The organism is Solemya elarraichensis gill symbiont (assembly GCF_002021095.1).
GTDB lineage: Bacteria > Pseudomonadota > Gammaproteobacteria > Chromatiales > Chromatiaceae.
This window is the reverse complement of sequence record NZ_MPRK01000329.1, coordinates 1-1,551: the sequence shown is the minus strand read 5'-3', so window position 1 is coordinate 1,551 and position 1,551 is coordinate 1. Positions and strand designations below refer to the sequence as shown.

Here is a 1,551-nt window from a genome sequence, read left to right as displayed (position 1 = left end):
GCCTTAACTGGTGCTTTTTTGATAGTCGGTTTTTTAGTTACTATTACTTTCTTAACTATTTTATTTTCTTCAACCATTATCCTTTCCTAGTAATTTGATCAACAGTCTTGCCACGCTTAGCAGCAACTAATTGTGGAGATGACATAGAAGTCAACCCTTCAACCGTTGCACGCACCACACTAATTGGATTACGAGTACCGTTACATTTTGCCAAAATATTATGTACACCCACTGCCTCCAATACACTACGCATTGGACCGCCAGCAATAACACCCGTACCTTCTGAGGCTGGCTGCATATAAACTTTAGCCGCACCAACGCTTGAGACAATTGGATAATGAAGCGTACCGTTTACCAGTGAAACAGACTTCATTCTTTTGCGCGCTTTATCCATTGCTTTTTGAATAGCGACAGGCACTTCACGCGCTTTTCCTGTGCCATAGCCAACTTTACCGTTACCATCACCAACAACAACAAGCGCTGAAAAACCAAAGATACGGCCACCTTTTACTACTTTTACAACACGACGAATATTAACCAATTTTTCAATATAATCCTTATCATCGTTGTTGTTATTTTTCTTATATTCAGCCATTATTTACGCCTTTTAAATTTTTTTAATTAATCTTATTGATAACTTAGAAGTCTAAACCACCTTCTCTCGCCGCGTCAGCCAACGCTTTAACACGACCATGATATTTAAATCCAGAACGGTCAAAAGCTACCTTTATTACTTTTACACTAGTGGCAGCTTTAGCAATTTCTTTGCCAACTTTAGTTGCTGCATCTACATTACCACCATTTTTAAGTTTAGCTGTCAATGTTGAAGCTGAGGCCAAAACTTTAGTACCACAAGGACTAATAATCTGAGCATAAATATGCTGTGCAGTTTTGTGAACACACAAGCGCTTAGTACTTCCTTGTGCGTGTTTAGCTCTAAATTTGGTCGCTCTTCTTAAACGAGCTTGTTTTTTAGAAAGTTTCATATTAATACCTTGGTCAATTATTTCTTTTTAGCTTCTTTACGAACAACCTGCTCATCAATGTAGCAAACGCCCTTACCTTTATAGGGCTCTGGCGGATGATAAGCTCTAATTTCAGCAGCTACTTGACCTACTTTTTGCTTATCCATACCTTTGATAATAATTTCAGTTTGAGAGGGTGCTTCAACGGTAATACCTTCTGGAAGTTTGTAATTAATTGGGTGTGAAAAGCCCAACGTAAGATTCAGCACCCTCTCCATCACTTTGGCGCGATAACCAACACCAATTAGGGTTAACTTCTTTTCCCAACCTTCTGTTACGCCTTGAATAAGATTTGCAGTATTAGCCCTTGCTGTGCCAGCTTGAGCCCAAGCTTTCTTTTGCTCTTTCTTTTCAGTAATAGTTATATCAAAGCTAAGTTTATTATTAGTATTTGTAATTACAATACAAGGATGAATACTCATATTCAACTGACCAAACCTACCCTTGACAGACATTAAATTACTAGTAATAGTAACCTCAACACCAGTTGGTATGGTAATAGGTGATTTTGCAACTCTAGACATTC

General features: G+C 38.2%; 3 protein-coding genes. All 3 read right to left on the bottom strand.

The window, feature by feature from the left end; genetic code table 11:
* Window positions 1–76 precede the first annotated feature (76 nt).
* From rpsE to rplF, 3 genes are read right to left on the bottom strand one after another with little or no spacing between them, the layout of a single operon-like run.
* Complete coding sequence (rpsE, locus tag BOW51_RS10700; RefSeq protein ID WP_011737600.1) at window positions 77–595, bottom strand: 30S ribosomal protein S5; 519 nt, start codon at window positions 593–595, stop codon at window positions 77–79.
* A gap of 43 nt (window positions 596–638) precedes the next feature.
* Window positions 639–986, bottom strand: a complete 348-nt coding sequence (gene rplR / locus BOW51_RS10695) for a 50S ribosomal protein L18 (protein ID WP_011737599.1) — start codon at window positions 984–986, stop codon at window positions 639–641.
* A gap of 17 nt (window positions 987–1,003) precedes the next feature.
* Window positions 1,004–1,549 (bottom strand): 50S ribosomal protein L6, encoded by a 546-nt coding sequence (gene rplF, locus BOW51_RS10690; protein WP_011737598.1) that lies wholly within the window; start codon window positions 1,547–1,549, stop codon window positions 1,004–1,006.
* Between the last annotated feature and the right edge of the window lie 2 nt (window positions 1,550–1,551).